We start from the raw sequence: 5,802 nt of genomic DNA on the forward strand, positions 1-5,802 counted from the left end.
GTCAGGAAACCGAGCCATGGAGGACGACGTGCGCACAGCCAGTCTATTGAAGCGGATATTGGGTGTCGAGAAAGTCGTGATCGAGGGCTTTGACTTCGAGGGCGACGACGTGGTGATCAAGGTGCGGCTCCACAAGCGCCAGCAACGGCGTTGCAGCCGGTGCGGACGGCGGTGCGGCGGCCACGACAACGGGCGGGGGCGTCGCCGCTGGCGCGTGATGGACTTCGGCACGGTCATGGTCTGGCTCGAAGCCGAGGCCCCGCGAGTTCGCTGTCCCGAGCACGGGGTGGTGGTCGCGCGAGTGACTTGGGCGCGGGCTGGCGCGGGATTCACGCACGACTTCGAGGACCAGGTCGCCTGGCTTTCGACGAACACGAGCCAAAGCACGGTCGGCGTGCTGATGCGGATCTCCTGGCGCACCGTCGGGCGATGCTTGAGGCGAGTCGTGGAGGAGCGCGGGGCGGGCGTGGACCTGCTCGACGGCCTGGGCCGGATAGGCATCGACGAGACCAGCTACAGGCGGGGCCATCGCTATCTGACCGTGGTTGTGTGCCACGACACCGGACGCCTCGTGTGGGCGCATCCGGGAAACTCGAAAGCGACGCTTGAGATGTTCTTCGCCGAGCTGGGACAGGAGCGGCGGAGCCGGATCACGCATGTGACCTGCGACGGGGCCGAGTGGATACATGACACCGTCCGCTCGCACTGCGAGGGAGCCGAGGTCTGCCTGGATGCGTTCCACATCGTCTCCTGGGTCAACGACGCGGTCGACACCGTCCGCAGGGAACTGTGGAACGAGCAGCGCAGAAGCGGCGACAGAGAGCTCGCTGGCGAGGTCAAGGGTACCCGCTGGGCGCTTCTGAAGAACCCGGAGAACCTGACCTGCCGCCAAAGCGACGTGCTCGCCCGGCTGGAGGCCGACAACTCGGACCTGTACCGCGCCTACCTCCTCAAGGAGCAGCTCCGCCTGTTGCTGCGGCAGCCGGCGGAGGCGGCCATCCCACTTCTGGACGGCTGGATAGAGTGGGCGACGGCAAGCGGCCTTGCGGCGTTTGAGAAGGTCGCTAGAACGATAGTCCGTCAGCGCAGCGCCATCGAAGCCATGCTCCGCCATGGCCTCACCAACGGACGCGTCGAATCCGTCAACGCCAAGATCCGGCTCATACAGCAACGTGCATACGGTTTCCACGATCCGTTCGCACTGATAGCACTGGCCCAACTGACCCTGTCCGGACTGTGCCCCCCGCTACCCGGAAGAGGTCTGGCATGACCCACACATGTGTCACAAGATCCTGTTTACGTCTGCTGTGTTGTGACGTACAATATGTGTACGGGTATACGTATGGAGGGTGCACCATGAACACGAAGCTCACGCTCAGGTTGGACGACCAGCTCATTCGCAAGGCCAAGGACTACTCGGACCGGTCGGGCAAGTCTGTCTCCCGCCTCGTCGCGGACTACTTCTCCCTCATCGAGTCGGACGAGGAGATCCCCGGGACGGAGATCACCCCGCGCGTCCGCTCCCTCATCGGCTCGCTCAAGGGCACTGGCGTCACTGAGGAGGACTACCACCGGTATCTGGAGGAGAAGTACCGATGAAGGTGCTGTTCGACACCAACATCCTCCTGGACATCCTGCTCGAAAGGGAACCGTACATCGAGGTGGCATCGAAGCTGTTCTCGCTCGTGGACAACGGCCGTGTCAAGGGCTCGGTCTGCGCAACCGCGGTGACGACCGCGTACTACATGACGGCAAAGGGGCTCGGGTCCAAGCGCGCGCACGACCAGGTCCGAACGCTGCTGGGCATGTTCGATGTCGCGACAGTGGACGACGGGGTGCTCCAGCGAGCCCTCGACAGCGGCTTCAGCGACTACGAGGACGCGGTCGCACACGAGGCTGCCCGCGCCGCCGGCGTCAGCGCGATCGTCACGCGCAACACCCAGGACTTCACCAAGGCCACGATACCCGTCTTCGAGCCGCACGAGCTACTCGCGACCATCGCTTCGCGGAGAGACTGAACGATGCGCCGGGCGGCCGGGCGTCACCTGCAACGGCCGCGACTTCACGAAGGCGACCACCACTGTGTTCGACCCGTACGAACTGCTCGTCGCGATCACTGCACAACCGGGTTGAACGGTATGGATGGCTTTTCCAACAAGCGGATCAACACAGACAAACCGGCCTTGTGAGGTATTCTCGGCTTGGAATGTTCGCGGGGCCGGTTTGCTGGTTATCCGCAACACGTTGATATGAGATGGCCAGTCAACCTCGTGGGTCTCATGGTGGTCTTCGCCCTTGAGTAGATGCAAGCGGGCGGGCACATGGGAACGGCGATCGACCATGCTGATATCCGGGGATTGGAACCCCACATCTCGGTCCTGCCGGAGCCTGCCTCCCACTAGAAGCGCGCTTACAGAGTCGCATAACGTGTGCGAGGATCTCTCCGGTTCTGTGTCGCCCGCCCGCGTGCATGACTGTGTTTACGCCCCCATGTTCCCGGTCATCGCACCCCAGACGAATCCGGAGAGTTCTCGGGCCACAGCGACGGCCGCCTTGTTGGCGCCCTTCCTGGCGGCGAGTTTGCGGTAGGCGGCGTTCAGGCGGCACTGCGCGGCCCAGGAGTACGCCACGATCTCGGGCGGTTGTCCTTCCTGGCGCTTCTTCAACTTCCCGCGCACGGCCGGTGCGTGCCGGTAGGCCCAGGCGGCCTCCACGAGGACCCGGCGTATGTGGACGTTGCCGGTCTTGGTGATCGACCCCTGGTGTTTCGACGCCCCGCTCGAGTGTTCGCTCGGCACGAGTCCCGTGAACGCCATATAGGCCGACGCCGAGGGGAACCTCCTGAAGTCACACGTCTCGGTCAATATCGTCACCGCGGTGAGCGTGTCGATGCCCCGGAACGCACGAAGGCGCGCCACGCCGGTGGCGAGCGGTTCGAGAAGCGCGATCTCCTCGATCTGACGGTCGACGGCGGAAAGCTGTGAATCACGCATGAAGTAGGCGCCCAGCAGATGTTCGAAGGCGGTCTGCGCGAAAGGCTCGTCGAAGCGAAGCGCCCGCATCCACACCTCGAAGCGGGAAGACCACCTGTCCGACCCCTTCGGATAGCGCTTGCCGTAGCGCAGGAGGAAGCTCCTGATCCTCTGTCTGGCGATCCTCCTGTCGGCCTTGATCTCCTCGCGTGCGCGCACGAGGTCACGCACGGCCTCCTCGCAAGGCGTCGGGACGCGGATCGCGGTGAGCTCGCCGGCACGATGGAGTCGTGCCAGGTTTCGTGCGTCGACGCGATCGGTCTTGACGCGCACGCCGGATCTCTTGGGGATAAGCGAGGGCGCGATCACGTCACAGGGGAAGCCGAGTGAGGTCACGAGCCGGTGGGTGTCGTAACCCGTCGGTCCGGCCTCGTAGCATGTCGCGATCGCTGACGGGTCGGGGTAGCGTGAAAGCAGTTTGCGGATCGCCTCGGGTGTGTTGGGTATCACCCGCTCGTCGAACGTGACCGAGTCAGGGCGCAACACCGCCACCGCGATGGTCTCCTTGTGCACGTCCAGCCCGATATGGGTAAGCTGTTGCATGGCCGGTCCCTCCGTGTGTCGGCACCGCGGGCGTGTTCCCGCGGATGATCCACGTTATACGCGGATTCGGGCCGGCCATCTCATGGTGACTAGGTGAAATCGGTTCACACTGGAGTGAGGGGTAGGGCTGCTGGATGGCGATGGCCGTTTCCACACGCGTTTTGCTTCTCGCAGCACTCGCGAACGTCCTCGGCTATGTGTTCTGGATCCGGTACTCGGATCACCTCGCCCGTGTCGCGGTAGCGAGGCCACCTGCGGAGACCGACGCGGGACGCATTCGGCGCTATCTCACTGGCTCTCTCGTCGGCACGGTCGCGCTCGCGGTTCTGATAGCTGTCGGGATGGTGGACTTCGCCAGGATCACGGGACAGTGGGTCTACCTGGTCGGTCTTCCGGTCGTGGGTTGGGTAGTGGCGAAGACCTGGCGCTTCCAGACGGGGGTTCGCGTTGCGCACAGTCCGGTTCTCTCGTGCGACGAACTGATACTCGGGACCGCGAACGACACCGTCCACATCCCGCGCGCCAACATCGAATCGGTGACACAGACGGACGACCAGGCCCTTGGCGGCCAGGCGCTTGTCGCGGTGTCGTCGTTCCTACCAGGCCCGGCCGCAACCGTGCGCATGCGCGACTCTCTCGACGGCGTATCGACCTATCTGGTGGTAGGCGATGAGTCGGAGGCGTTCCTTCGGCAGTTTCAAGACCACGTGGTCGTCGGTGAACCACGGGCCTCGCAGTGAGCACGGCTGGCGAAGCCCCGAGGCCATTCCGATTCACCTAACCCCGGCATCGAGCGGACGGCGCGAGATAGAATCAACATGAACGGCGAAACCCGCCGCTCATGCCGTAACACGTTAGGCCGAAGCGTTGAATGGGGGACTCGTGAGAGTACTTGGGGTCATCCTGCTTGTCGTGGGACTCATTCTCGGCGCATTCGCGCTTAGGAAGCGTCAAACAACAACTGAGCGGTTGCGGGGATGGATCACATAGTTCCATTCGGGATGGAACTCATCTCGGGTGAGGTTGACTGTCGCCAGTTGGGCGTCTGAGACCCTGACGCCGCGTTGGTAGGAGCGCTCGTCGAGCCGGGCATAGACCTCGAGCCCGGCGCTCGAGGTGGTGGCGCCGATCAGCGAGACGATCGCCTGGCGCGAGACGAGCGGCTGTCCGCGCCAGTTGCGGGTGATGAAGCTGAACAGGCGGTGCTCGATCTTGTTCCACTTGGAGGTGCCGGGTGGGAAATGGCACACCGAGATGGCGAGGTCCGTCTCGTCGGCGAGCCGCTGGAGTTCGGTCTTCCAAAGGCGCAGGCGATTGCCGTTTGAGCCGCCGCAGTCCGCGGTGATCGTCAGGATCTTGGCGTTCGGGTAGCGCTTCGCGCCGAGGTGCTCCCACCAGCTTTGGATCGCGGCGACCGCGAACTCGGCGGTATCGGCGTCGATCCCGACGCTGACCCAGCCTGCGTTGCCGGCGATGTCAAAGATGCCGTAGGGGTTGACCTTGCCGAGTTCCTTGTCTTTGAAGTCGTGGACCAGGACCGGGACCGGTGAGCCCTTCGGGCGCCACTCGCGGCCGGCGTTCTTGAAGTCCCCGACGAGCTCCTTCTTCTTGGTGTCGACGGAGATCGCCGGCTCGCCGGCCTCAAGCGCCGCGGAGACCTTGGTGTTGATATGGCGAAACTGCGCGTCGCGGTCAGGGTGCGAGGCACCCTCCTTGGTCTTGCGGTTGGCCTGCAGGCTGTAGCCCATTCCGCGCAGGTGCTTGGCGACCGTCTCGTGGCTGACCCGATGGCCGCGCTCACGCAGTGCGCCGGCGAGCGTGCGCACGCTCTTCGCCGTCCAGCGCAGAGGTGATTCGGGGTCGCCGCGGGCATCGTCGTCGACGAGGTCCTTGAGGTCGGTCAGAAGCGTCGGATCAGTCTCAGCGAGGGACTTGCGGCCGCCGCCTGCCCGGCGGACCCTGTCCGCAGAGAAGCACACGGGCGAGTCGAGGTCGTCGAGGCCGCGCTTGATCGTGCCCACAGAGATCCCCGTCGCCCGCGCCACGGCGGCGATCCCGCCACGTCCGCAAGTGCGAGCCTCCGCCGCCGCCCACAGGCGTCGACGTCTCTCATCGAACTCTCCCGCGAGCGCCCGATAGCGCTCTCCGATCGCATGCTCGTTGATCATACGATCTTACTTCGACATCACCAGCCAATCTCCTACTTGTTGTTTGACGCTTCCTTAGT

At 64.4% G+C, this 5,802-nt stretch carries 6 protein-coding genes; 4 read left to right on the forward strand and 2 right to left on the reverse strand.

Features of this window, described 5'->3' with window-relative positions:
• Positions 1-28 precede the first annotated feature (28 nt).
• The 3 genes from Q8K99_01170 to Q8K99_01180 all read left to right on the forward strand — a co-directional run bounded on the left by Q8K99_01170 (position 29) and on the right by Q8K99_01180 (position 2,018).
• A complete protein-coding gene (locus tag Q8K99_01170) occupies positions 29-1,270 on the forward strand; it encodes an ISL3 family transposase (GenBank protein ID MDP2181167.1) in 1,242 nt (413 codons plus the stop codon).
• Between the two features lie 86 nt (positions 1,271-1,356).
• On the forward strand, positions 1,357-1,599 hold the full coding sequence (locus Q8K99_01175) for a DUF6364 family protein (protein MDP2181168.1): 243 nt from the start codon (positions 1,357-1,359) through the stop codon (positions 1,597-1,599).
• Positions 1,596-2,018, forward strand: a complete 423-nt coding sequence (locus tag Q8K99_01180; protein MDP2181169.1) for a PIN domain-containing protein — start codon at positions 1,596-1,598, stop codon at positions 2,016-2,018. Before Q8K99_01175 ends, Q8K99_01180 begins: the two co-directional genes overlap by 4 nt.
• A gap of 462 nt (positions 2,019-2,480) precedes the next feature.
• Here Q8K99_01180 and Q8K99_01185 read toward each other — a convergent pair whose 3' ends face one another.
• Positions 2,481-3,575 (reverse strand): IS110 family transposase, encoded by a 1,095-nt coding sequence (locus Q8K99_01185; GenBank protein ID MDP2181170.1) that lies wholly within the window; start codon positions 3,573-3,575, stop codon positions 2,481-2,483.
• 134 nt (positions 3,576-3,709) lie between these two features.
• On the opposite strand from Q8K99_01185, the gene Q8K99_01190 reads away from it, so the two are divergent.
• Complete coding sequence (locus Q8K99_01190; GenBank protein MDP2181171.1) at positions 3,710-4,315, forward strand: hypothetical protein; 606 nt, start codon at positions 3,710-3,712, stop codon at positions 4,313-4,315.
• 210 nt (positions 4,316-4,525) lie between these two features.
• On the opposite strand, the gene Q8K99_01195 is transcribed toward Q8K99_01190, so the two are convergent.
• On the reverse strand, positions 4,526-5,743 hold the full coding sequence (locus tag Q8K99_01195; GenBank protein ID MDP2181172.1) for an ISAzo13 family transposase: 1,218 nt from the start codon (positions 5,741-5,743) through the stop codon (positions 4,526-4,528).
• Positions 5,744-5,802 lie beyond the last annotated feature (59 nt).

It is taken from the genome of Actinomycetota bacterium (genome assembly GCA_030682655.1).
Classification (GTDB): domain Bacteria; phylum Actinomycetota; class Coriobacteriia; order Anaerosomatales; family JAUXNU01; genus JAUXNU01.

What these genes read in the sequence shown, in the direction of transcription:
- Q8K99_01175 (MDP2181168.1), top strand. Translation starts at nt 1,357, where the DNA reads ATGAACACGAAGCTCACGCTCAGGTTGGACGACCAGCTCATTCGCAAG.
- Q8K99_01180 (MDP2181169.1), top strand. Translation starts at nt 1,596, where the DNA reads ATGAAGGTGCTGTTCGACACCAACATCCTCCTGGACATCCTGCTCGAA.
- Q8K99_01185 (MDP2181170.1), bottom strand. Translation starts at nt 3,575, where the DNA reads ATGCAACAGCTTACCCATATCGGGCTGGACGTGCACAAGGAGACCATC.
- Q8K99_01190 (MDP2181171.1), top strand. Translation starts at nt 3,710, where the DNA reads ATGGCGATGGCCGTTTCCACACGCGTTTTGCTTCTCGCAGCACTCGCG.
- Q8K99_01195 (MDP2181172.1), bottom strand. Translation starts at nt 5,743, where the DNA reads ATGATCAACGAGCATGCGATCGGAGAGCGCTATCGGGCGCTCGCGGGA.